Source organism: Bacillus sp. FSL R10-2201 (assembly GCF_038008665.1).
GTDB lineage: Bacteria > Bacillota > Bacilli > Bacillales > Bacillaceae_G > Bacillus_A > Bacillus_A mycoides.
On sequence record NZ_JBBOZP010000001.1, the window covers coordinates 3,953,485 to 3,975,549 of the forward strand.

The 22,065-nt window shown below is 36.1% G+C and carries 22 protein-coding genes and 1 riboswitch; of the genes, 7 read left to right on the forward strand and 15 right to left on the reverse strand.

What is annotated here, in order from left to right:
* Positions 1-26: 26 nt before the first annotated feature.
* Positions 27-2,438, reverse strand: a complete 2,412-nt coding sequence (cpdB, locus tag NSQ69_RS20335) for a bifunctional 2',3'-cyclic-nucleotide 2'-phosphodiesterase/3'-nucleotidase (protein ID WP_341099631.1) — start codon at positions 2,436-2,438, stop codon at positions 27-29.
* Between the two features lie 271 nt (positions 2,439-2,709).
* Between cpdB and NSQ69_RS20340 the strand changes: the two genes are divergently transcribed.
* On the forward strand, positions 2,710-3,489 hold the full coding sequence (locus NSQ69_RS20340) for a GDSL-type esterase/lipase family protein (RefSeq protein WP_002129000.1): 780 nt from the start codon (positions 2,710-2,712) through the stop codon (positions 3,487-3,489).
* 72 nt (positions 3,490-3,561) lie between these two features.
* On the forward strand, positions 3,562-4,008 hold the full coding sequence (locus NSQ69_RS20345) for a MarR family winged helix-turn-helix transcriptional regulator (protein ID WP_002129002.1): 447 nt from the start codon (positions 3,562-3,564) through the stop codon (positions 4,006-4,008).
* Between the two features lie 24 nt (positions 4,009-4,032).
* On the opposite strand, the gene NSQ69_RS20350 is transcribed toward NSQ69_RS20345, so the two are convergent.
* The 7 genes from NSQ69_RS20350 to argC all read right to left on the reverse strand — a co-directional run bounded on the left by NSQ69_RS20350 (position 4,033) and on the right by argC (position 10,168).
* Complete coding sequence (locus tag NSQ69_RS20350) at positions 4,033-4,239, reverse strand: hypothetical protein (protein WP_002167706.1); 207 nt, start codon at positions 4,237-4,239, stop codon at positions 4,033-4,035.
* 58 nt (positions 4,240-4,297) lie between these two features.
* A complete protein-coding gene (locus NSQ69_RS20355; RefSeq protein ID WP_002167705.1) occupies positions 4,298-4,849 on the reverse strand; it encodes a DUF2062 domain-containing protein in 552 nt (183 codons plus the stop codon).
* A 148-nt stretch (positions 4,850-4,997) separates the two neighbouring features.
* Complete coding sequence (gene argF, locus NSQ69_RS20360) at positions 4,998-5,948, reverse strand: ornithine carbamoyltransferase (protein ID WP_002014968.1); 951 nt, start codon at positions 5,946-5,948, stop codon at positions 4,998-5,000.
* A gap of 12 nt (positions 5,949-5,960) precedes the next feature.
* Positions 5,961-7,121, reverse strand: coding sequence for an acetylornithine transaminase (locus tag NSQ69_RS20365; RefSeq protein WP_002129009.1), 1,161 nt, complete (start codon positions 7,119-7,121; stop codon positions 5,961-5,963).
* Positions 7,118-7,885, reverse strand: a complete 768-nt coding sequence (gene argB / locus NSQ69_RS20370) for an acetylglutamate kinase (protein WP_033731234.1) — start codon at positions 7,883-7,885, stop codon at positions 7,118-7,120. The genes NSQ69_RS20365 and argB overlap by 4 nt, the downstream gene beginning before the upstream one ends.
* Positions 7,886-7,896: 11 nt before the next feature.
* Positions 7,897-9,120, reverse strand: a complete 1,224-nt coding sequence (gene argJ, locus NSQ69_RS20375; protein WP_341099632.1) for a bifunctional glutamate N-acetyltransferase/amino-acid acetyltransferase ArgJ — start codon at positions 9,118-9,120, stop codon at positions 7,897-7,899.
* A 10-nt stretch (positions 9,121-9,130) separates the two neighbouring features.
* Positions 9,131-10,168, reverse strand: a complete 1,038-nt coding sequence (gene argC / locus NSQ69_RS20380) for an N-acetyl-gamma-glutamyl-phosphate reductase (RefSeq protein WP_002129012.1) — start codon at positions 10,166-10,168, stop codon at positions 9,131-9,133.
* Positions 10,169-10,392: 224 nt separating this feature from the next.
* Between argC and NSQ69_RS20385 the strand changes: the two genes are divergently transcribed.
* On the forward strand, positions 10,393-10,578 hold the full coding sequence (locus NSQ69_RS20385) for a YqzH family protein (RefSeq protein ID WP_002014960.1): 186 nt from the start codon (positions 10,393-10,395) through the stop codon (positions 10,576-10,578).
* Between the two features lie 29 nt (positions 10,579-10,607).
* On the opposite strand, the gene NSQ69_RS20390 is transcribed toward NSQ69_RS20385, so the two are convergent.
* A complete protein-coding gene (locus tag NSQ69_RS20390) occupies positions 10,608-11,402 on the reverse strand; it encodes an SDR family oxidoreductase (protein WP_002129013.1) in 795 nt (264 codons plus the stop codon).
* Positions 11,403-11,411: 9 nt separating this feature from the next.
* Positions 11,412-12,365, reverse strand: coding sequence for an MBL fold metallo-hydrolase (locus NSQ69_RS20395; protein ID WP_002014957.1), 954 nt, complete (start codon positions 12,363-12,365; stop codon positions 11,412-11,414).
* A gap of 165 nt (positions 12,366-12,530) precedes the next feature.
* On the opposite strand from NSQ69_RS20395, the gene proI reads away from it, so the two are divergent.
* Positions 12,531-13,370, forward strand: a complete 840-nt coding sequence (proI, locus tag NSQ69_RS20400; RefSeq protein WP_002066991.1) for a pyrroline-5-carboxylate reductase ProI — start codon at positions 12,531-12,533, stop codon at positions 13,368-13,370.
* 57 nt (positions 13,371-13,427) lie between these two features.
* On the opposite strand, the gene sdaAA is transcribed toward proI, so the two are convergent.
* From sdaAA to rnz, 4 genes are all read right to left on the reverse strand, one after another.
* Positions 13,428-14,306: an L-serine ammonia-lyase, iron-sulfur-dependent, subunit alpha gene (gene sdaAA / locus NSQ69_RS20405; protein ID WP_002033842.1), complete on the reverse strand. Its 879-nt coding sequence runs from the start codon at positions 14,304-14,306 to the stop codon at positions 13,428-13,430.
* Positions 14,307-14,324: 18 nt separating this feature from the next.
* Positions 14,325-14,984 (reverse strand): L-serine ammonia-lyase, iron-sulfur-dependent subunit beta, encoded by a 660-nt coding sequence (gene sdaAB, locus NSQ69_RS20410; protein WP_002088527.1) that lies wholly within the window; start codon positions 14,982-14,984, stop codon positions 14,325-14,327.
* A 45-nt stretch (positions 14,985-15,029) separates the two neighbouring features.
* Positions 15,030-15,176: a hypothetical protein gene (locus tag NSQ69_RS20415; RefSeq protein WP_158080567.1), complete on the reverse strand. Its 147-nt coding sequence runs from the start codon at positions 15,174-15,176 to the stop codon at positions 15,030-15,032.
* Between the two features lie 553 nt (positions 15,177-15,729).
* The gene (rnz, locus tag NSQ69_RS20420) at positions 15,730-16,653 is read right to left on the reverse strand and encodes a ribonuclease Z (RefSeq protein WP_002184997.1); all 924 of its coding nucleotides are present in this window, start codon (positions 16,651-16,653) and stop codon (positions 15,730-15,732) included.
* Between the two features lie 189 nt (positions 16,654-16,842).
* Between rnz and NSQ69_RS20425 the strand changes: the two genes are divergently transcribed.
* The 3 genes from NSQ69_RS20425 to NSQ69_RS20435 all read left to right on the forward strand — a co-directional run bounded on the left by NSQ69_RS20425 (position 16,843) and on the right by NSQ69_RS20435 (position 20,722).
* Entirely contained in the window at positions 16,843-17,094 is a 252-nt protein-coding gene (locus NSQ69_RS20425; protein ID WP_000665712.1) for a DUF3932 family protein, read from the forward strand.
* Between the two features lie 197 nt (positions 17,095-17,291).
* Positions 17,292-17,459, forward strand: a riboswitch (M-box (ykoK) riboswitch).
* A 331-nt stretch (positions 17,460-17,790) separates the two neighbouring features.
* Entirely contained in the window at positions 17,791-20,496 is a 2,706-nt protein-coding gene (mgtA, locus tag NSQ69_RS20430; protein ID WP_341099633.1) for a magnesium-translocating P-type ATPase, read from the forward strand.
* Between the two features lie 76 nt (positions 20,497-20,572).
* Positions 20,573-20,722 carry a hypothetical protein gene (locus tag NSQ69_RS20435; protein WP_162208024.1) on the forward strand — a complete coding sequence of 50 codons (150 nt, stop codon included), beginning with the start codon at positions 20,573-20,575 and terminating at the stop codon, positions 20,720-20,722.
* Here NSQ69_RS20435 and NSQ69_RS20440 read toward each other — a convergent pair.
* A complete protein-coding gene (locus NSQ69_RS20440; protein ID WP_002129018.1) occupies positions 20,715-21,953 on the reverse strand; it encodes a DNA polymerase IV in 1,239 nt (412 codons plus the stop codon). The genes NSQ69_RS20435 and NSQ69_RS20440 overlap by 8 nt on opposite strands.
* Positions 21,954-22,065 lie beyond the last annotated feature (112 nt).

Here is a 22,065-nt window from a genome sequence, read left to right on the forward strand (position 1 = left end):
ACGGTAATCCTTTTTACAATACTGTACTATCTATTCGCTTTCTTTCTTCTAAATAACAGAAGTAATCCCGCTCCAACAAACGCCAAACCTGCTCCAATTGTAGAAACAACACTTGTACCTGTTTTCGGTAAATCACGTTCTTCTTTATTTTCACTTACAGTTGTTGTTTCTTTTGAGTTTTGATTATCCGTTGTAGTTTGTCCAGATCCTGTATTATTTCCATCTTGTTTTGGTTCATTTCCATTATTGCCTTCACCTGTTGGTGGTGTCGTTGGATTTTCTCCGTTATTGCCTTCACCTGTTGGCGGTGTTGTTGGATTCTCTCCGTTATTGCCTTCACCTGTTGGTGGTGTCGTTGGATTCTCTCCGTTATTGCCTTCACCTGTTGGTGGTGTCGTTGGATTCTCTCCGTTATTGCCTTCACCTGTTGGCGGTATCGTTGGATTCTCTCCACCAGTTTCCTTATCATCATTCTTCTTCGTTATATCAATTGCATATTTAGCAAATTCATTTTCAGATGGTCCAACATATGATATCTTTCCATCTTTCTTTATATGGTTTTGTGCATTTGGTGAAGAATCAAATGTTGTATTTAATTTATCTGCAACAATCGGCTTAAATGTCCAGTTTTGATCTGCTGCTGGATCAATAATTGGTGTTTCTTGCATATATTTCACAATGATTTGACGTGTTTCATCTTGTGATTGGTATACAACTTCCCCTTTACTTACACCAGGGAACGTTTGGCTACTTCCACGATAGTTATTTGTAGCTACGATGAACTCTTGATTGTCAGCTACAGGCTTACCTTCATACGTCATATTTACAATACGATTCGTATTTCCATTTACAACTTTACCATCTTTATCGTATTTCGCTGGTTGCGTCACGTCAATTTCGTATTTTAGACCATCTAAAATATCAAAATTATATGTAGGATAACCTATATTTACTAGTGGCTGCTCTTCTGTTTTCGCTGGATCAATTTTATTAAACTGACCAGCAGACATTTCAAGCCATTCTTTTACTTGTGCCCCGTTTACTTTTACAGCATATAACGTATTTGGATATACATATAAATCCGCTACGTTTTTAATTGCTAACGTCCCTGCTGGAATATCCGTATAATATGTAGCACCGTTTCGGCCACCCGCTTTAAATGGTGCTCCTGCAGATAATACTGGAATTCCTTTATATTTACTATATTGTCCGTTTTCAGCGAATAGCTTTTCTACATACCATTTTTGTGCATTTGTCACAAGTTGTACAGAAGGATCATCTTGTACTAATGAGAAATAACTATTAATTGGCGCTGTCGTTTTTCCTACAGCTGTATTCACATAATCAATTGTCGCTTGATGATCATCCTTAATTTCATTAACTAATCTTTGATCAGATTGTACTAATGGGTTCCCTTTACTATCAGCAATCGGACGAAGTTGCGGCTTCGATTGCTCTTTTTGTACTTCCCATTTTCCGTTTACCTTTTTCAATTGCATATCAATAATACCTAAGTTACTTCCAAAAACACCAGGCATTACAACAGGAACACCATTAAATACATCCTTCACTTCAGTATGTGAATGTCCCATTAATACTGCATCTACACCAGGAACCTCTGTTAAATAATATGAAGCATTTTCCATTTTGGGGCTACGGCCGCTCTTATCGACACCTGAATGGGCTAATGCAACAATAACGTCCGCACCTTGCGCCTTCATTTCTGGAACTAACTTTTCCGCTGTATCAACAATATCTTTCGCTTTCACTTTTCCTTCTAAATTCGCTTTATCCCAGTTCATAACTTGAGGTGGAACAAATCCCATTACGCCAATTTTCACTTTTTGTTTTTGACCTGATTCATCTTCTACTTCTTTTTCAAAAACATGATATGGTTTAAAGTAGTTTTGGTCGTTCTCTTCATTATTATCTTTATCATCCTTATAGACGTTCGAGTTAATAACCGGGAACTCTGTTTTACTAATTACTTTGTTTAAATAGTCTAAACCGTAGTTAAATTCATGATTCCCAAGAGAGATGACGTCATACTTCATTAAATTCATTACACGATATAATGGATGTGTATAACTAGGATCCACAGGCTTCTTCGGATCATTTATTTTATTCGCTACATAATCTCCAAGCGGTGTCCCTTGTAATGCATCCCCATCATCAAATAAGACAGAGTTCTTCGCTTCTTCACGTGCTTTATTCACAAGTGTTGCAGTTTGCACGAGACCTACTTTATTATCTGTTTTCGTTTGATAATAATCGTAATTCATTAAGTTAACGTGAATATCTGATGTTTCTAAAATTCGTAAGTTAACTGTACTCTCCCCAGCTTTTTCCTCTGCATGAGCTGTTGTCGGCAACACTTGCGGTGCTATAACGCCAATAGCAAGTGTTGCTCCAGCTAGCATTTTTTTTGACTTTTTCACAAAAGATCCCCCTTATACAATTACCCCAAAATAATGAAATGAATCTCTATCAGTCCCTAATCACATACCTTTTTCTTCTATTAGAGCGATGATTTTCACCTTATCTGACATTATCATATCTAAAGTTCTTTCATACCGTCAATATTTTTTGACATACTTCTACAAATTTTCTGTAAAGTTATTGTGAATTTTTCATAAATATATAATATGCCCTTACATTGCTTATACTGCTGAATATGATACAATTACCAATTACAAGGAGGATGAATTTATGAAAAAAATCATCTTAACAATTGTTTGTCTCCTCCTTCTAATCATTTCTTGTTCTAATTTTGAAAAGAACGATGAGATAGAACAAAAAGAAACTGAAGGAAAAGCAGAAAAAACATCTGCTCCCAGTTGGATTTATAAGCAAACGAATGACTCTTTTTATCACCTCGTATTAGGTGATTCACTTGCAAAAGGATATGGATCTACACAAGGGGGATTTGCCGAATTAGCTTCTAGACAAATAGAAACACAAATTCACAAACCAATTACAGTAGAAAACCTTGGGATAAACGGTCTTACTACAGATCGTCTCGCAAAAAAAGTTCAATCAGAAGATGTTCAACAAAAAATTAGGGAAGCAAATATCATTACTATTAGTATTGGAGGAAATAATTTATTCCGCTTAAATCGTGATGTAGGTGTTATAGATGGTATTAAAATGTTAAATAAAGAAAAAGCCCGTTTTGAAACGGATGTAAAAAATATTGTAAAGACCGTTCGAGATCAAAATCCGAATGCTTTACTCATTCTCTCTGAACTCTATAACCCTTTACAACTAGAGGACTCCATCGCAAGTTATGCAGATATGTTTTTAGACGGTTGGAATGATTCTATTTATTCTATTTCAAAAGCACATCAACCGTCGATCGTTTTACCAATTCGCAAATTAATATCGAATGATAAAAAAGAGTTACTATTTGACCAAGTACACCCAAATGATAACGGTTATGCGATTATTGCCAATACATTTACAAAGCAAGTGTTATCCTACAAATATTAAGGCTACCATGAAACAATTCTATTTTTATACCTTGTCTTTTTTGTTACAATGATAGTGGAAGGGGGCCGTTATATGGAATCACGCGAGTGGGAACGTATTGTTGATCATCTTCTTTCGCTAGTGCCTCTTTTTTATCGCAAATTTATGCTTCCTGGAGAGTTTTCTTCTCAAAGACATATGCCGCCATCGCATACGCAAGTGTTACTGCTTTTGCATGAAAATGGTACATTAGCAGTTTCAGAAATTGGCAAGCGGCTAGCGATTTCACGGCCTAACATGACCCCTCTATTAAACAAACTTATTCAAGAAGAGCTAATAGAGCGTCATTATAGCGAAAAAGATCGAAGGGTCATTTTAATTTCCCTAACAACTGAAGGGAAAGTGTTAGTAAGTCAGTATCAGCAATTCATTTTAGGCAAACTAAAAGAAAATTTTCAAACATTATCTGAGGAAGAGCGTGAAAAGCTCATTTATTCTCTTAAAACCATTCAAAATTTAATTTTGAAAACAAACGCATAAAGCTGCTTCTAAATAGAAGCAGCTTTATGATTCGTAATAATTACCATAGTATACATTTGAATACGGCCATGTCGTTAAATATGGTTTTTGTTCTTGCGTAGGCTGTTGTTGTGGTATTTGTGGTATTTGCTGTAATTGTTGTTGTCGATATAACTCGTATTGTCTACTCATATCATAAACCGGATAATAATTTACATATGGGTATACTTGCGGTACGTAATAATAATACATTCATTCTCTCCCCCTTTTTCTTAAACATATTCAAAGGAGAAAATGAATGTGACATTCTTTATATTTGAACAAGTGGTTCTCTCACTTGTTTCTTTCTTTTCTTCAAACGTAACTTACGATTCTTTTCATATAAATAATGCACAACGAAATATGAAATTACCCCACACACAATTCCTATTATCGTCATACCAATTAATACATATACTTCACTCTGTAATAAGCTCTTTAACATCGTAAAAATATGGCTCGAAAACAAATCTGATATCGTAAATGGTTCATGATGTATTTTCTGTACATGAAATGGGTAAATCATTTTTCCTAGCGCATAAGCAAACGGAAATAAAAATACTGGGAGAAACGATATTTTCCCAATAATATTACCAATGACTGCGGCTGGAAAAGATCCCTTTGCTAACCTTACAATTGGATAAAATATTAAATATACGAGCGATGCCGTATAAATCACCAACATTTCTAAACCAAATCCAATAGCAAAACCTAGCGACACTTTCTTTGCTCCTTCTGGCGATCGAAGCAACTTAAAATATTGAAACTTTAATATTCTCCACATCCGCTGAAAAAACGAATATGTTTTCTTAGTTGTTTTCAAATTCATCATCTCTTTAACTATATTTTTTTATCTAGTATGTCCTTACATGATATGAAAAACAAATTTAGTTTGCTCTTTTTATTATAAATGATATAGAGATAATTAACTAAATATACATCCGACATTTCCATATAAAAAAACCTCCCTTTTAGGAAGGCTCTTCTATATTTTTAAATAAACTCACTAATAAAGCTTTTTGCGCGTGCAACCTGTTACCAGCTTGCTCAAAAACGATAGACTGTGGCCCATCTATAATCTCTCCAGTTACTTCTTCTTCACGATGAGCGGGCAGGCAGTGCAGGAAACGATATGTTTGCTTTGCATGTATAACAAGCTCTTTATTTACTTGGAAAGGCTGGAATAAAGTATATTTTTCTGCTTCTCCTTCTTGGCCCATACTCATCCAAACGTCAGTATAAATAAAATCTGCTCCACTTACCGCTAATTCAGGATTATGCAAAATTTCAATTTCAGCCCCTGTTTCATCAGCAATCGCTAATGCTTTTTTAACAATTTCTTCATTCGGCTCATACCCTACAGGAGTTGCAACAGTCATATTCATTCCGACTTTTGCACTCGCTAGCAATAGTGAATGACATACATTATTCCCATCACCTACATAAGCTAATTTAACTCCTTTAAACGTATGAACTTCTTCATATATCGTCATTAAATCTGCCAATGCTTGGCAAGGATGATGATCATCAGTTAAACCGTTAATAACTGGGATACTGGACTCTTTTGCAAGCTCCTCTACATCCGCATGCGAAAATGTGCGTATCATAATTCCATCAATATAATGAGATAGTACTTTCGCAGTATCTGACACCGTTTCTCCTCTGCCAATTTGCATCTCTTTTCCACTTAAAAACATTCCATGTCCTCCGAGCTGTACCATTCCTGCTTCAAAAGAAACGCGAGTACGGGTTGAATGTTTATCAAAAATGAGACCTAATATTTTCCCTTGTAATAAAGGCTCCTGCTTGTTCTTTTTTAAATATATAGCGAACTCAATTAAAGAAATGATTTCTTCTTGCGTCAATTCTTCTAACGTTAAAAGATCTTTCGTATTTAATTTCGGTACTTGTACAGTTGACATGAAATTTCCCCCTTATATTATTGATGCATTTTTTGTACAAACCACTCTTTTTATCATATATATTGCCTGTTCTAGCTCTTCATTCGTTACAATAAGTGGTGGTAGTAGTCTTATAACATTAGGCCCTGCTTGTAATACGAGAAGTCCTGCTTTTTCTAGTTGTTCTATGACATTTGCAACCTCATGCTTGCATTCGATTCCAATCATAAGTCCCTTACCACGAATATTTTGAACACATTCAACGTGTCGTAATTCTTCTTGCAATTTCTTTAATACGTACTCGCCCTTTTCCTGTACCTCTTTAAAAAACGATTGCTCCTTAATGAATTGCAATACTTCTTTCGCTGCAGTCATAGCAATATAATTCCCACCGAAAGTTGAACCGTGTGACCCGGCAGTAAAAGAAGAACCTAGTTCTTTTCGGCCAATCATCGCTCCAACTGGAATACCATTCCCAAGCGCCTTTGCGATGGTAACGATATCAGGAACTATTCCCATTTGCTCATAAGCGAATAGTGTTCCTGTTCTGCCTATTCCAGTTTGTACTTCATCTATAATAAAAAGAGCATTGTACTGATTACATAGTTTTTCAATTTCCTTCAAAAAGGATGGATCAGCTAATATTACTCCTCCTTCTCCTTGAATAACTTCTACCATTACCGCCGCAACTTCTTCATTCATTACTTCCTCTAATGCTCGTATGTCGTTAAATGGTATATGTAAAAAAGACGGAAGTAATGGACCGAATCCTTCTTTCACTTTATCTTGCCCTGTTGCACTCATCGTTCCAAATGTTCTCCCGTGGAAAGATTGCTCACATGTTACTACGAGAGATTTTCCAGTATGCTTACGTGCTAGCTTTAAAGCCGCTTCATTTGCCTCCGCCCCGCTATTACAAAAAAACACATGATCTAATGCTGTATCTTCTGTTAATAATGATGCGACCTCTTCTTGTAAGGAGTTCGTAAATAAGTTAGATATATGCCATATATTTCTAAGTTGCTTTTCTACTGCCTTTACAACCGTAGGATGACAATGTCCTAAGTTACATACTCCAATACCAGAAGTGAAATCTAAATATTGCTCACCACTTTTATCAATAACTTTAGCCCCATTGCCCTTTAGAAATTCAATTTCTCTTCTTCCATATGTTTGAAAAAGATGGTTTGTCATACGATACTCACTCCTTTTGTTACCGTAGTTCCAACACACTCTCCTGTAACCTCAGTAAAATCCTTTGTACCATTTACGATACTAGCCTTTTCCACTCCCATTTTTAACGATGTAAGTGCCGCCTGTACTTTCGGAATCATTCCACCTGTAATGACGCCTTGTTCTATAAAAGTAAGAATTTCATATTCATCCGTTTTCTTTACCAATCTTCCTTCGTGTAATACTCCATCTACGTCCGTTATAAAAATGAGTTCTTTTGCGGATAGTGCGGCTGCAATTCCAGCTGCAGCGGTATCTGCATTTATGTTATAAACCTCATTACCATTTATCCCAATAGGGGCAATGACAGGAATATAATTCATATCTATCAACCCTTTCAATAGGGCTGTTTCTACATAACTTACTTCTCCTACATATCCTATCGCTTCGCCAACAGGTTGAACTTGAAGTAAATTACCGTCACATCCTGAAAGCCCCACCGCAAGTAAATCATGTTTTTGTAAATTCATTACGAATTTTTTATTCGTACTTCCGCATAGCACCATTTGAACAACATCCATAACCTCTTTTGGTGTTACTCTTAATCCATCTTTCTTTTCTATCTCGATATTAGAGTCTTCTAACTTGGCATCAATTTCTGGGCCACCGCCATGGACAATAACAACCTTATACTTATTTTGCAATTTCTTTATACAATCAAAAAAGACACTATTTAATCGATTCAACATGCTACCGCCACATTTAACTACAATATAATCACTCATCTTCTCTCTCCTTATGTACGATAACAAGCATTTATTTTCACATATTCATAACTTAAGTCGCAGCCCCAAGCTGATCCCGTTTCATCTCCTAAATGTAAACACACATCAATTTTTATTTCATGTTCTTGTAATTTCTTTGTCATTTCCTCTTCAGAAAACATTTGAGGCTCACTATTTTTTAATACGGCGATAGATTGAAGAGTGATATCAATTGTATTTGGGTTAATAATTACTTCACTCTGTCCAGTACTACTAATAATTCGTCCCCAATTTGGGTCCTCACCGTATATCGCTGTTTTCACAAGACTGGAACCGACTATTTGTTTTGCAATTTTCTTTGCTTCTTCATTTGTTCTAGCCCCTAACACGTTTACTTCTATTAACTTCGTAGCACCTTCACCATCTTGTGCAATTTTTTTCGCTAAATCTTCACATACCTTTTGTAAAGCAACTACGAAAGTTTCCCAGTCTTCATGTTCCATATTCATCGTTTTCGTTTCTGATAATCCACTTGCCATAGCGATGACCATATCATTTGTAGAAGTATCTCCGTCCACCGTAATTTGATTAAACGTATGATTCGTAATTTGTGATAATGCTGTTTGCAATACTTCATGCTCTATATTGGCGTCTGTTGTAATAAAACTAAGCATCGTTGCCATATTCGGTTTGATCATCCCTGATCCTTTTGCGACCCCAGCAATGATCACTGCTTTCCCATCAATTATCATCTCATAGCAAGTTTCTTTCGTTATAAGATCTGTCGTTAAAATTGCTTCACAAAAAGAATAAGCTTCACTTACTTCCTTTGTTGGCACAAGAGATTCAATTCCCTTTCGAATGATATCCATCGGTAAAGGTACTCCAATTACACCTGTTGAAGCGACTGCGACGTACTTTTCTTTTATTCCAAAGTGTTCCGCTCCTAATGTTCGCATCTCATAAGCATCTTGCAATCCTTTCATCCCCGTACAAGCATTTGCATTGCCGCTATTTACAACAATTGCTTGTAATTTCCCTTCTGCTGCTATGCTATCCTTCGTTACTTGCAACGGCGCTGCTTGTATTTGATTTGTTGTATACACAGCGGCACATGATGCTGGCACCTCACAAACGATTGCACCCATATCCTTTTTCACCTTTTTCAGACCATTTGCAGTACCGATTGCCAAAAAGCCTTTTGGTGTAACAATTGAACCATTTGCTAATTTTTTAATAGACGATGCTTTAATCATAATTTCCCCCTTATGGATAAAGCGGCATATGCTGTAAACCCGTTGTCTCTTCTAGCCCCGCTAATAAATTTGCATTTTGAACTGCTTGCCCTGCCGCACCTTTCATCATATTGTCTATAACAGAAACGACCGTAACTCTTTCTGTTCTTTCATCGTAAGCTATCCCAATATCACAATAATTTGAGCCCCTTACTTCTTTCGGACTTGGAAATTCTCCTTGCGAGCGAACTCGAACGAAAGCTGAGTATTCATACGTTTCTTCATACAATTTTTGAAGTTGCTCTATTTTCATTTCCTCTTTCACTTTCGCATAAAGTGTAATCATAATCCCTCGTGATATCGGTATTAAATGTGTACTAAACGTGATTGGCTTCGTTTCATGATTCCACTCTGCAAGCATTTGCTCAATCTCAGGAACGTGCTGATGTTGATTAACTTTATAAATGTGTAAGTTATCGTATAACTCAGGAAAGTGAGTCATTGTTGTTGGCGTTTTGCCCGCTCCAGATACTCCTGATTTCGCATCAATAATAATCGAAGCTTCTTCAATTATGCCGCTACGTACTAACGGCGCTACCGCTAATAATGCAGCTGTAGCAAAACATCCTGGGTTTGCAATTAAATTTGCATTTTGGATCTCAGGCCTTTTCCATTCACTTAATCCATATACTGCTTTCCTAAGAAATTCTTCCTGTGCAGCTGGCCTTTTATACCACAATTCATATGACGAGGGATCTATCATACGAAAGTCTCCAGATAGGTCAATTACTTTTAAACCTACTGCCAATAATTTTGGTGTTAACTCTGCCGATACTCCCGCTGGAGTTGCTAAAAATACAATTTCAGCTTCCTTCTCTATTTTCTCCGCATCAATTTCTTGTAACGTATGGACAAGAACATTTCGAAAATGCGGGTATACATTTGTTATAAATTCACCAACTTGTGAAAAAGAATGGAGAGATGCTATCGAAAAATATGGATGTTGCTCTAATAACCGAATTAACTCAATACCTCCATATCCAGTTGCTCCAATAATTGCGACTTTCATAAGCTCCTCCTCATATCTATTCTTTAAATTAAGTTTGATTATAATATTGCATAATTATAAAGTCAATTAAATATTTATAATTTTAAAAAACTTCAAAATATTATTCTCGCTATAAAAACAATATACACAAGTGGATTTTTATGCAAAAATATTGCATAGTAGTATTTTCATTTCACTTCAAGTACAATAAAACAATACATGTATACATACAGGCGGGGAAAAACATGAATAAAAAATTAATTGAGAAAATGATTATAAAAAGTTTTCGGCAATATCAATGTAATCCTGTTTCAAAAGAGGATCAGGAAATGCTAATTAAACATATTCAAATGATAATTCATTCAAATACTGAAATTGATGTATACGAGGCTGTTGAGGATATCGTTTACGATTATGTGACTGGAAAATAAAAAATAGGAGATTTCCATATGGAAATCTCCTATTTTTTACTTAATGATTTGCCTGCAACGCGTTCAAATAAACCTGGGAATAATGCGTAGAGCTTTGGCCCCATTCCCATCCACTTCGGCAAGTTTACTTCACGTTTTTTCGTTTGCATCGCCTTTACGATTTGTTCTGCTACATATGTTGGTTTTAACATGTAACGTCCCATATTTTTCACATATGTACCTGATTGATCGGCTATTTCAAAAAAGTTCGTTTCTATCGGTCCTGGGTTAATTGCTGTTACATACACATTTGTGTTAGATAACTCCATACGTAAACTATTCGTAAATCCTAATACAGCGTGTTTTGTTGCTGCATAAGCACTCGACTTCGGAGTTGCAATTTTTCCAGCCAATGAAGCAATATTAATAATTTGTCCTTCGTTCCTTTTTACCATATTAGGTAATACCGCTTTCGTACAAGCTACTAATCCAAATACATTTACTTGAAACATATCCTTTACTTCATCCATTGAAGCATCTTCAAACGTTTTAAAAATACCAAACCCAGCATTATTTACCAATATATCAATACGGCCTACTTCTTGTAATACCTTTGAAAAAACAGATTGTACTTTCGTTTCTTCACTTACATCTAATACATAGTAATAGCAAGGCGTATTATAAGTTACTTTAATTTTGTCTGCTAATGCTTGTAGCTTCTCTTCTGTTCGAGCCATTAATACCGGCGTCGCCCCTTGCTCTGCAACCTGCATTGCAACTTGCTCTCCAATTCCACTAGAAGCACCTGTAATGACGATTACTTTTTCTTGTAAACGTCCCGTCATTGCTGTCACCTACTTTGCATAATAAATCAATTGTTGTGAAGATTCATCAATCATCACCTGTTGATTATATGCTAAAAAGTCTAATTGTCCAACAGTTTCTGAGATAGTAAGTGGTAATTGCTCTTTATATAATACCGGAAATAGTTTTACACACACCTCAAATGCTGTCATTGGCTTTTCCTTTAATAGTTCAAGCACTTTAAAAGCACGTGTCTCTTGCTTTTGTAATCTTGTTTCAATAAGTTGTTTCACATTCAGAACATCTTCCCCATGCCCTGATAAAATCCGTGAAATATTCATTTCACTTAAACGTTTTAACGTTTGATTGTACTGCAATAAGGGATGCGCTCTTTCTGTTTGCCCTTCATATGGTGGTTCTAATATTGGATTTGAAGAAATATGACTAATGAGAGCATCCCCACCAATTAATATTCCATCAGATTCTCTATATAATGAAATATGAGTGGAAGCATGACCCGGGGTTTCAATCACTGTAAATCCAGGTAACGAATCTATACGATCTCCCTCTCTCACGGTATGTGTTAACGATCTATTACAAGAATATTTAAGTGTCTTCGTCGTCAATAACGCCTCACCATTCAGAAATACTGCTGGAACGCCGAACTGCAAGGCTGTCTCTTTAAAAAATTCATGATACCTCTTTAAAAATTCAGCATTCTGTGTAATCCACGGTTCATTCCAAGGATGTCCGATAATCTTTACTTTTTCAGAAAATGTATTTAAAAGTCCGCAATGATCCGCATGGTGATGCGTAATCACTACCGTTTCAATATCTTCTATCTTATATCCTAATGCACCTAATTGACTTTCTAGTGCTTTCTTTGCTTCTTCTGTATTTGTCCCTGTATCAATTAACGTTAATGTTTCTCCCTCAACTAAAAACACATTCACTGTCTCAACTGCAAATGGAACAGGAATCTCCATTCGATGAATCGCCGTCATGCTTAGCCCCCCTGTCTTTTTCCGGTTCAAAAATGAATACCTCTTCAGTTTACAACTTCCCTATAAATTTGTCATTATTTTCAGATAAAAAGAGGTCTTTTCCATAAAAAAACGAATGTATGTACATTTATAAGTATTTCTAACCAAATTTAAAGGAGGCACATCATGTCTATGCAAAACATTTCCTTTCTCGGTGCAGGCTCTATTGCCGAAGCGATTATTGGTGGCTTATTAAACGCAAATGTTGTTAAGGGAGAACACGTCACTGTAAGTAATCGTTCTAACGAGACAAGATTACAGGAGTTACATAAAAAATACGGTGTCAAAGGTACACATAATAAAAAGGAATTACTTGCTGATGCAAATATTCTTTTTCTAGCTATGAAGCCAAAAGATGTCGCAGAAGCGGTTATTCCTCTTAAAGAATACATAAATAATGACTTGCTTATTATTTCGTTATTAGCAGGTGTTTCTACTCATTCAATTAGAAACCTACTTCAAAAAGACGTTCCGATTATTCGTGCAATGCCAAATACATCTGCAGCCATTTTAAAATCCGCTACCGCTATCTCACCTTCAGAACACACAACGGAGGAACATATTCGTACTGCAACATCTTTATTTGAAACGATTGGTCTCGTCTCTGTTGTAGAAGAAGAAGATATGCATGCTATCACTGCATTATCTGGAAGTGGACCAGCTTATATTTATTACGTGGTAGAGGCACTGGAAGAGGCAGCAAAAAAAATTGGTTTAAAAGAAGATGTTGCAAAATCTCTTATTCTTCAGACGATGATTGGTTCTGCTGAAATGCTAAAAGCAAGCGAAAAACACCCTTCTATTTTGCGAAAAGAAATTACTTCTCCTGGCGGAACAACTGAAGCAGGTATTGAAGTATTAAAGGAGCATAATTTTCAACAAGCATTAATCTCATGTATTACACAAGCAACGAAACGATCACACGATCTTGGAAAAACATTAGAAGAAATAGCAAAAGAAAAATAAAAAACGGAGCTCAACTTTATTTGAGCTCCGTTTTTACTTTAATCATATGATATGCTTTTAGTTATTACTCTTACCAAAAATCTCTTCTTGCAAACGACGACCTGTCGGTGTTGCTGCAAGGCCACCTTCTGCTGTTTCACGAAGTGCTACTGGCATCGTTTGTCCAATTCTAAACATCGCCTCAATGACTTCATCACATGGAATTGTACTAGTTACACCAGCTAATGATAAATCAGCTGAAATCATGGCATTCGCAGCTCCTGCTGCATTACGTTTTACACAAGGTACTTCTACAAGCCCTGCAACAGGATCACATACTAAACCAAGCATATTCTTTAATGAAATCGCCATCGCTGTAGCTGCTTGATCTTGTGTTCCACCAGCCATCTCAACTGCTGCTGCAGCTGCCATTCCACTTGCTGAACCTACTTCAGCTTGGCAACCTCCTGCCGCGCCAGAAATACAAGCATTATTCGCAACAACCATACCGAAAGCTCCTGCTGTAAATAAAAATTCAATCATTTCTTCGCGTGTCGGCTGTAATTTTTCTTGCAGTGCAAACAGTACACCTGGCACTGTTCCAGCAGATCCTGCTGTTGGTGTTGCACAAATAATTCCCATCGCCGCATTTACTTCATTTGTCGCAACAGCTTTACTCACTGCGTCCAAAATCGTATCTCCAGATAAACCTTTTCCACTCTGCATATACGCTTGGACTTTCACAGCATCCCCGCCAGTTAAACCAGTCGGTGATTTTACACCACGAATACCGCGTTCTACTGCTTGTTCCATCACGACTAAGTTCTTTTCCATTCCAGCAATTACTTCTTCACGTGAGATATTTCTTGTTTGCATTTCACATTGAATCATAATTTCTGCGATTTTTACATTTTGCTCTTTAGCTTGCGCCACTAGTTCCGCTGCGTTCCGAAACATGGTGTGTCCCCCCTGCAATTAATCCATAATAGTTACTTGACAAATATTTTGTTGCCCATTTATTTCCGCAATTACTTCATCTGCTAATAATTCATCTGTTTCAATGACCATAAGCGCTCTTCTTCCTTTTTCTTTACGAGAAACACTCATTGTACTTATGTTAATCTCATGCTTAGCAAGGATTGAAGCTACAGCTGCGATAGCACCAAAGCGATCGTTATTTACAATAAGTAGTGCTGGACTCGTGCCTGTTAATTGAAGATCGAATCCGTTTAATTCTACAACTTCAATTTTACCGCCACCAATTGAGCAAGCAACAACTTCAATTTCCTCTTCACCTTTATACAGACGAATTTTCGCTGTATTTGGATGCGGAGCATTTGCATCTTCTTCAATGAATTCCACTTCAATCCCGCGTTCTTTTGCAATATCTAACGCACTTGGAATACGTAAATCATCTGTTTCAAATCCTAGTATTCCACCGATTAGCGCTACATCCGTACCGTGACCACGGTATGTTTTTGCAAATGAACCATATAATGAAATGCTAACTCTCTCTGGTTCATGACGAAACAGCTGACGAGCAACTTGCCCCATTCTTGCCGCGCCTGCTGTATGTGAACTTGATGGACCAATCATAACCGGACCAATAATATCAAACACTGAGCGATACTTCATCATAACTCCCCCTAAACCTCTATGAAAAAATTATTTACTATTCTATTAAGCTACCGAATCGGTTGCTGTTCCAGTCGTACCACGAATTTGTTCCGCTGTAAGAATTGGATAGTTTTTGAATAACAGTGAAGCAATATATCCTGAAATAATACCAGTTATAATAATAAATAAGAAACTTAGCATTACCTGCATTTAAAAATAATATAAGATAGTCCACTATAAAGTCTGGTAGCAATCCAAAGTTTAACACAGAACCCCTTACAAGCATAGCATAAACAAGTGAAACTCCCATTGCTTTCATACCTTTTGATATTTTAAAGCTAAAAAGGAAAAAAAGACTTAGTACAAATAATAGTAATATCCTTCCTATTATAATTTCCATGTTGCTCTCTCACGATTTAGTCAACTTCACTTGTTATGACAAATGGCTAAAACGCATGTAGCCTACAATAAATTATAATCTGCCCTCATTATAGCTTGTTTTTAATAAAACGCTTACTTTTAATGAATTTTAAAAGTTCTGAATAAAAATCCATTTTCGCTACTTGTACCACTCGTATGTCGTCTGACTTATATAACAGTTTTTCTAAATAATCGGCATTATGTATTTTTATCCTATATCTTCACATCATTAAAACTTTCTGTGTCATCCTATATAAAAATAAAATGATAACAGTTTTATTTTTAATTTTTTTTAGAAATAAAAAAAATGGCAACCTATCGTCACCATTTTTTCACAACATTATTATCTTTCTACTGGAAATGATTTTAAATCCGTAGCTATTTCTGTATTAGAAAATAGCTCTCTTGCCTCTTTCAATAATTCCTTATATGTATCTCCTTGATAACGAGAACTAATATGAGTCAATATTAAGCGTTTTGCATTTGCCTGAAGTGCAATACTCGCAGCTTGCTTAGATGTGGAATGAAAATAATCATACGCTTGTTGTTCATCTTCTGCCGCAAAAGTCGCTTCATGAACAAGTACGTCAGCATCTTGCGCAAGCTCTCTACTCGATTCGCAATATCGTGTATCGCCTAAAATTGTAATAACTCTTCCTTTTTGAGGCGGGCCAATAAAATCTTTTCCATCTAACACTGTGCCATTCTCTAATTCAACTACTTCACCATCTTTTAAGCGTTTAAAAACTGGACCAGGTTTCACACCCATTCCCAGTAACTTATCCACTAAAAGAGCTCCCTGTATATCTTTCTCTACAATTCGATATCCGAAGCATTCAATTCCATGTGATAACCTTTTTGTTTCTACACAAAATTCATTATCCTCAAACACAATACCTTCTTCCGTAATCTCAACGATTTCAAGTGGATATTTAACATGTGTCGTACTTACTAATAATGCCACTTCAATAAATTGTTTAATTCCTTTTGGTCCGTACACTGTTAATTTTGTTGTTCCACCTTGAAACGAACGGCTACCCAATAAACCCGGCAATCCAAAAATATGATCGCCATGTAAATGCGTAATAAATATTTTTTCAATGCGGCGTGGACGTACAGACGTATGTAGTATTTGATGTTGCGTCGCCTCGCCACAGTCAAATAACCAAGTCTGTCCTCGTTCTTCTAACAACTGCAAAGCAATTGCTGAAACATTCCTTCCTTTTGAAGGAACACCTGCACCAGTCCCTAAAAATACAAATTCCACTTTCTTTCCTCCAGCTCTTTATATAATCTATCTTTCATCTTACGGAATGTTATTTCAAATGGCAAATTGAATTTGTATAACCAATCATCTAGACAACTATATAACACGAACATTATACTTAAAAAATTTAGCTATCGTTCGTATTTTGTGGTAAAATGATTGTACTACATTTTAAGGGAGCGTTTTATTATGAAAGAAGTATTTCGTTTACAAACTGATTTTTCATCTTCATTTGATCGCTGGGTAAGTTCTTTCGTTTCTGATCACCCAGCACAATTAGAATGGACGACTTTAAAAGAATTAATCCATGAATATACAACATCACATACAAATGAGACGTTACCAACATATATTTCTTCAGCTTTAACATATTACGCACAACGCGTTTCAACAACAAGTAACTCAGAAATTGTTATTTTTGAAAATCCTACAATCTCATAATCTATAATAAAAAGCACTGTAATCAGTGCTTTTTATTTATGTTCATTAAAGTATTTATTTTCCCGCCTTATTTCAAAAAACTCCGCTTATTTCCTACTATATAGCCATCATAAATCTATTTGATTTTTCAAAAAAAACAGATTAAAAAGATATTGACACTACGATTTTACAGTGCTAATATTCAACGTGTAATTGAATATGGTCTCTGTTAGGTGAGGCTCCTGTATAGAGAAACGCTGCTGCCCAAAAATGTCGAGAGACGCCAATGGGTCAACAGGAAAGGTCGGAATGAAGGCCTTTCTTAACGTAGCTGGTTTCAGTACCTATGCTATACAGTGCTAAAACTCAACGAGGGAGAGGTGCGTATGTTTTGTCATACACAAAAACTGTTTTTATCTATGTTTACTAACAGTCTTTGTTGTTGACTCTTTTTGACTATGAATTCAGACCTTTACTCGTTTTGAGTAAAGGTCTTTTTTATATCTTTATGCACCCTACTATGAAACAAACATAGCATATTCAGAAACTATTAAATTGTATGGAGGTGAGGAACAGTGTCAAGTGATGATTCGGCCCAGATACCCATATGTTTTACATTTATATTTCATCATGTAGGTAGGAAAGAAGCTGTTCCTCCCTGTTTAAAATAGTCGAGTAACAGATTGTTTCCTCCTTCATGAAAAGGAGGAACTACCAATGTTAAATTTACAAAAACAAGAAACGAAGCATGCTTACGATCAAGATGGCATGAAAGCAAATAACGAATTATTAGTGGAAGTTGCAACACAGGATGTAAACTCTGCGTTAAAACTCTTAGAAACAACACAAGATGGACTCTCTAAACAAGAAGCGTCTCGTAGACTTTCTTTATATGGTCCGAACGAAATCGCTCATAATAAAACATTGCCGTGGTACATTCAATTTCTGCTGGCATTTAAAAATCCATTTATTTTTGTTTTGTTAGCTCTTGGAGCACTCTCTTTTTTCACAGATGATATACAAGGAACAATTGTCGTATCTGTAATGGTACTGCTAAGTGCAACGATTCGCTTTTTACAAGAATTCCGCTCTCAGAAAGCGGCGGATAAGTTAAAGGCTATGGTTCGAACAACTGCGAGTGTCTTTAGAATAGATGGATTTGTACACGAAACAAAAAACGTAACAAATTTAAATCGAAATTACACAACAGAAATTCCAATTGAAGAACTTGTACCTGGCGATATTATTTCACTTTCAGCTGGTGATATCGTGCCAGCTGATGTGCGTATTTTATCCGCAAAAGATTTATTTGTTAATCAGTCTTCTTTAACCGGGGAAGCACTTCCTGTAGAAAAATACGAAAACTGCTACCATACGGAAAATAAACATATATTACCGAAAAACATGAAAAAAAATTACAATCCGCTCGATATGGAAAACCTTTGCTTTATGGGTACAAATATTGTTAGCGGTAGCGCAAAAGCTGTTGTTGTTTCAACTAGTACGGATACGTATTTCGGCTCTTTAGCAAAAAAGGTTATCGGAAAACGTGCAGAAACAAACTTTGATAAAGGCGTAAACAAAGTAAGTTGGCTCTTAATCACATTCATGCTTATTATGGCACCCATTGTCCTTCTCATTAATGGATTCACAAAAGGAGATTGGCAAGAAGCTTTCTTCTTTGCTATTGCTGTTGCAGTTGGCCTTACACCTGAAATGCTGCCAATGATTGTAACTGCTAATTTAGCTAAAGGCGCCGTGAACATGTCTAAACAAAAAGTAATTGTAAAACAGCTCAACTCAATTCAAAACTTAGGTGCTATGAACATTCTTTGCACAGATAAAACTGGAACTTTAACAGAAGATAAAGTTGTCCTAGTTCGTCATTTAGATCCTAACGGAAATGAATGCGATCGTGTATTACACTTTGCCTATTTAAATAGCTTCTATCAAACTGGATTGAAAAATTTAATAGATAAAGCTGTTATTGAACATACAGAGGAGAACCATAAATTTGATCCATCAGCTTTTCAAAAGCTAGATGAAATTCCATTCGATTTTGCTCGGCGTCGCATGTCTGTCATCGTGAAAAATATTTTAGGTGAACATACAATGGTTTGTAAAGGTGCCGTAGAAGAAATTTTATCAATTTGTAACTACACTGAAGTTGATGGACAAATTGTCCCTCTCACTGAAGAAATGAGAGTAAATGTAAAACATCTCAGCGAAACTTTAAATAGTGAAGGAATGCGTGTCATCGCTGTAGCATACAAGAACGATAACAAACCTTATCATAAAGCTTATGCAGTACAAGATGAATCCACTATGATCCTTACTGGATATATCGGCTTTTTAGATCCACCTAAACCATCTGCTGCTTCTGCAATTCAAGCATTGCAAAAACATGGCGTACAAGTGAAAATCTTAACAGGCGATAACGAAATTGTTACAAAAAAAGTTTGTAAAGAAGTGGGATTAAATATAGGTGAGCCTGTCCTCGGTTACGAAATTGATTCTTTACCAGATAAAACATTAGCAACACTGGCAGAAGAAACAACAGTGTTCGCAAAACTAAATCCAATGCAAAAGTCCCGCATCATTCGCGTATTGCAAGGTAATGGTCATACTGTAGGTTATATGGGGGATGGTATTAACGATGCCGTTGCACTACGTGATGCTGATGTTGGAATATCTGTTGATACTGCTACTGACATTGCAAAAGAATCTTCCGATATTATTTTACTTGAAAAAAGTTTAACTATATTAGAAGCAGGTATTTTAGAAGGACGCACTACTTTCGGCAATATTTTAAAATATATAAAAATGACAGCTAGCTCTAACTTTGGAAATGTATTTAGTGTATTAGTGGCAAGTGCTTTCATTCCATTTTTACCGATGCTTGCAATTCATCTCTTAATTCAAAACTTACTTTATGATATTTCACAGCTTTCAATTCCATGGGATAAAATGGATAAGGAATTTCTAGAGAAGCCTAGAAAATGGGATACTGCAAACTTGCGTAACTTCATTATTGGCATCGGTCCAATTAGCTCTATATTCGATATTATCACATTCGTTGTCATGTGGAATGTGTTCGGTGCAAATACACCTGGAGAACAATCGCTATTCCAATCTGGTTGGTTTGTCGTTGGGTTGCTAACTCAAACATTAATTGTCCATATGATTAGAACACAGAAAATTCCGTTCATTCAAAGTACAGCATCAATACCAGTTCTTATATTAACCGCTTGTATTATGGCAATCGGAATTTACATTCCATTCTCACCACTTGGTGCAGCAATTGGTTTACAAGCATTACCACTAAGCTACTTCCCGTGGCTCATAGGAATATTATTAGGCTATGCTTTCTTAACACAATTCCTGAAAAAGCTTTATATTAAAAAATTCCACAGCTGGTTGTAAAAATGAGAATGAGTGGGTATTTCTCACTCATTCTCAAAAAATATAACATGTACTTATATGTATGGAGGTAACCATGATGATATGGTATGACATCGTATTAAGGTTATTTATAGCAATTATTGTAGGAGCTTGCATCGGAATGGAAAGACAATGGAGACATCGAATGGCTGGACCCTCTCTTCCATCTAAAAAAGAAGGGTTTAAATCTCTAAAACCTTCTACATAAACTTATTTTCTAATTTTTGCTGAAACGACTTTTCTTGCTTACGCAATAATTGACTACCTCTCTGTAAAAGAGGTGTTCCATACTTTTCATTAATTTGATCAATAACAGCAAGTAACGGCTCTTCTTTCGCATCTTCTTCGAATGAAAACAAATCTAACTGTTTCACTGATTCTGTCTTCCACTCTAATTCAGTAGCTGTAACACCTAACAGGCGAACAGAATCACCATCCCAGTGTTGCTTCCATAAACGTGATGCTGCTTGGAAAATAACCCGTTCTTCCCATATTGCATTTTTCAATTGTTTACTCCGTGTTACCGTGCGACGATCATGGTATTTAATCATAATTTGAATGTTATAACTAACGAGAGTTCGTTTTTGTAGCCTTTTGCTTACTGATTTCGATAATCTTTCTAACATATCAAGTAATTCTTTTTCTTCGTCCATATCCTTTGAGAAAGTCATCGAATTTCCAACGCTTTTATGTTGTCCCATTTGATTCGGATCAACTTCCCTGTCATCCATACCTTTTGCACGTTTTTGTAAATCAACACCGTGCTTTCCAATTTTAGCGCGAATGATATGCTCGTCTCCTTTTGCTAACTGTTCAATTGTATGTATATGAATGTCTTTTAGTTTTTCAGCTGTTTTCTCTCCGATTCCATGCATCTCTGCAACTGATCGTGGCCAAATAATTTCTGGGATATCACGTTTTCGAAGTACTGTAATTCCAAGAGGTTTTTTCATATCTGAAGCAGTCTTTGCTAGGAAAAGGTTTGGGGCAATCCCAATGCTACATGGAAGCTGTAACTCTGTTAGTAACGCTTGTTGAATCATCTTCGCTATTTCAAGAGGCGAACCGAGCACATAGCAATCTGTAATATCTAAATACCCTTCATCTATAGAAAACGGTTGTATTTTTTCTGTAAAACGGGAAAGAATTTGAAACATTTGAAATGAAGCTTCTCGATATAATGTAAAATTAGGGTGCCTCACAACTAATTGCGGGCATAATCGCTTCGCTTCCCATAGAGGCATCGTCGTACGTATTCCATATTCTCTCGCCTCATAACTACATGTTATGATAATCCCTTTTCTCTCTTTTTCATTCCCCGCAATCGCTAATGGCTTTCCTTGTAATGATGGGTCATGAGCAATTTCGACAGATGCGAAAAAACAATTCATATCTACATGTAAAATAACACGTCCATTTTTCGGATACATTTCTCGCATACTACTCACCCCTTAAAGAACATTTGTTCCTTCATTATATCAAATTTCTTTACACGTTATAATAATTATTGGCTTTTCTCTATCTATTTTTTGCTATACTGCACGTAACAAA

Coding starts and splice junctions, on each gene's coding strand:
- NSQ69_RS20340 (WP_002129000.1), top strand. CDS start 2,710: ATGAAAAAAATCATCTTAACAATTGTTTGTCTCCTCCTTCTAATCATT.
- NSQ69_RS20345 (WP_002129002.1), top strand. CDS start 3,562: ATGGAATCACGCGAGTGGGAACGTATTGTTGATCATCTTCTTTCGCTA.
- NSQ69_RS20350 (WP_002167706.1), bottom strand. CDS start 4,239: ATGTATTATTATTACGTACCGCAAGTATACCCATATGTAAATTATTAT.
- argF (WP_002014968.1), bottom strand. CDS start 5,948: ATGTCAACTGTACAAGTACCGAAATTAAATACGAAAGATCTTTTAACG.
- NSQ69_RS20365 (WP_002129009.1), bottom strand. CDS start 7,121: ATGACAAACCATCTTTTTCAAACATATGGAAGAAGAGAAATTGAATTT.
- argB (WP_033731234.1), bottom strand. CDS start 7,885: ATGAGTGATTATATTGTAGTTAAATGTGGCGGTAGCATGTTGAATCGA.
- argJ (WP_341099632.1), bottom strand. CDS start 9,120: ATGATTAAAGCATCGTCTATTAAAAAATTAGCAAATGGTTCAATTGTT.
- argC (WP_002129012.1), bottom strand. CDS start 10,168: ATGAAAGTCGCAATTATTGGAGCAACTGGATATGGAGGTATTGAGTTA.
- NSQ69_RS20385 (WP_002014960.1), top strand. CDS start 10,393: ATGAATAAAAAATTAATTGAGAAAATGATTATAAAAAGTTTTCGGCAA.
- NSQ69_RS20390 (WP_002129013.1), bottom strand. CDS start 11,402: ATGACGGGACGTTTACAAGAAAAAGTAATCGTCATTACAGGTGCTTCT.
- NSQ69_RS20395 (WP_002014957.1), bottom strand. CDS start 12,365: ATGACGGCGATTCATCGAATGGAGATTCCTGTTCCATTTGCAGTTGAG.
- proI (WP_002066991.1), top strand. CDS start 12,531: ATGTCTATGCAAAACATTTCCTTTCTCGGTGCAGGCTCTATTGCCGAA.
- sdaAA (WP_002033842.1), bottom strand. CDS start 14,306: ATGTTTCGGAACGCAGCGGAACTAGTGGCGCAAGCTAAAGAGCAAAAT.
- sdaAB (WP_002088527.1), bottom strand. CDS start 14,984: ATGAAGTATCGCTCAGTGTTTGATATTATTGGTCCGGTTATGATTGGT.
- NSQ69_RS20415 (WP_158080567.1), bottom strand. CDS start 15,176: ATGCAGGTAATGCTAAGTTTCTTATTTATTATTATAACTGGTATTATT.
- NSQ69_RS20425 (WP_000665712.1), top strand. CDS start 16,843: ATGAAAGAAGTATTTCGTTTACAAACTGATTTTTCATCTTCATTTGAT.
- mgtA (WP_341099633.1), top strand. CDS start 17,791: ATGTTAAATTTACAAAAACAAGAAACGAAGCATGCTTACGATCAAGAT.
- NSQ69_RS20435 (WP_162208024.1), top strand. CDS start 20,573: ATGATATGGTATGACATCGTATTAAGGTTATTTATAGCAATTATTGTA.
- NSQ69_RS20440 (WP_002129018.1), bottom strand. CDS start 21,953: ATGCGAGAAATGTATCCGAAAAATGGACGTGTTATTTTACATGTAGAT.